This is a genomic window from Allobosea sp. 05T422_2, from assembly GCF_056396265.1.
Window position 1 is genome coordinate 1 of the sequence record NZ_JBFTLD010000475.1, and the last position, 2,117, is coordinate 2,117.

General features: G+C 67.8%; 1 protein-coding gene and 1 pseudogene. Both read right to left on the minus strand.

The features are described from left to right. Positions 1–402 (minus strand): annotated as a pseudogene (locus AC1DJT_RS36300) (HlyD family type I secretion periplasmic adaptor subunit); the annotation flags it as partial. Between the two features lie 57 nt (positions 403–459). After that, the coding region (locus AC1DJT_RS36305; protein WP_476836011.1) for a calcium-binding protein at positions 460–2,117 on the minus strand (1,658 nt) is incomplete at its 5' end.

Here is a 2,117-nt window from a genome sequence, read left to right on the forward strand (position 1 = left end):
AATCGCGGCAAGGTTGTCGCGCTCGGCGATCAGGCGGGCCTTGCGGCCGAGATTTTCGCCGAGCTGCGAGCGGATGATCGAGAGCTCGGCCTTGGTCTGGACATCGTCGAGCCAGAACAGGGTCTGGCCAGCCTCGACCCGGTCGCCCTGTCGCACCCCGATCGCCTGGACGACGCCGCCGTCGCGGTGCTGCACCTCCTTGAGGTTCTGGTCGACCTTGATCGAGCCCTGGGCGATCACGGCGCCGTTGAGATGGGCGCTCGCGGCCCAGCCGCCGCAGCCGACGACCAGGAGCAGGGCGAGCGCGGTACCGGCGAGCATATGCCGGCCGAGCCCGAAGTTCGGCTCGCGCCCTTCCCTGGCATCCCCGCCCGCCTGCGATGCGATACTGCGCCTGGTCATGCTGGTCTCTCCCGTCCGCCCGCCCGGGATGCGWGGCCCYGCGGCCRCGCRCCGAGGTCARTARTARTAAAGCCTGTGACTGCCCTGGATCTCGATCGAGTAGTCCTTCTCGTCATGCTGCTCGAGAAAGACGTCGACATAGGTGYRGTCRTCGTCMCCGATCTTCTCGATGCGGAAGYGGAAGGGCCGGCCGGCAGCRTCGGCCTCGTCGCCATAGGCCGTGGCGAACGGATCTGCTCCSTCCGCRGCGGCAYTGKCGGCGGGSKCGYCATCSGTSCCGAWCTGGTACTGCTTGACGACGATGCGGTCGCCGGCCTSGAGATCGAGGATCCGGTGGATCAGGTCGCGATCGTCCGCGTCATAGGGCACGTCGAASGAGAAGCAGTCGTCGCCGGCACCGCCGGTCAGCGTCACCGCGTCAGTGCCGATGGTGAAGTGGTCGTTGCCACTGCCGCCGATCACGGCCTCGATATTGGAGAACTTGTCCTCGCCGATCTCGACGCTGACCGCCTTGCCCTCGACCAGGTTGATGTCGATGCTTTGCGTCGCCTGGGAGTAATCCAACGTGTCGCAGCCGCTGCCGCCATCATAGCAATCGGCCGTGGCATCGAGGGTGCCGATGATCACGTCGTTGCCGGACCCGGCTTCGACCCGGTCCCTGCCCCCACCKCCATCGAGCGTATCCGCGCCGCTGCCGCCTTCGAGCCGGTCRTTGCCCGCCCCGCCATCGAYGAYATCRTCKCCCGCGTCRCCCTCGATCCGGTCGTCRCCWGCCTCGCCGAAGAGCCGGTCATTGCCGGCATTGCCCTCGACCCTATCGTCGCCGGCGCCGGCGAAGACGACGTCGTCRTCSGCGYCGCCCTCGATCCGGTCGCACCCATCGCCGCCGAAGACGATGTCGTTACCGGTCCCGCCATGGATCTGGTCGTCACCGGCGCCGCCCGCGAGATGATCRTCGCCGGAACCGCCATCGAGCACATCGTCRCCGGCATCACCGGAGAGCGTGTCGTYGCCAKCCTCRCCGAAGAGCCGGTCRTYGCCGCCGCCACCGGCCGCTGCATCGTCGCCGGCKCCGAGCTGGGCCGTGTCCTGGCCGGCGCCGAACTGGACGAGGTCGACATGAGCGCCACCGGTGACGACATTGTTGCCGTTGCCGGTTCGGACCGTGTCGTTGCCGTCGCCGGTGAAGATCGTGTTGTCGCCTTCTCCGCCGTCGATCCAGTCGTCGCCGTCGCCACCGTCGAGGATGTCGTCGCCGTCCTCGCCATAGACCTGGTCATTGCCGGCCCCGCCCATGACGTGATCGTCGCCGGCATCGCCATGAAGCTCGTCGTTGCCGGCGCCGCCATCCACGGTGTCGTCGTCCTCATCGCCATGGATGACGTCGTTGCCGGCATCCCCGGCGATCTGGTCGTCGCCGGTGCCGCCAGAGATCTGGTCGTTGCCGTCACCGCCGGAGAGCTGGTCGTTGCCSKYGCCGCCGAYRATGATGTCATYGCCRGCCTCGCCRWAGATGATGTCGTCGCCATCCTCGCCGAAGAGCTGGTCGTCGCCGTCATCGCCATAGATCGTGTCGTTGCCGTCGCCGCCATAGACGATGTCGTTGCCGCGSCCGGCATAGATCAGGTCATGGCCGGCGCCGCCGCGGATGAAGTCGTTGCCGGCGCCGCCATGCAGGATGTCGGAGCCGCCGCGGCCGTCGATCACGTCATTGC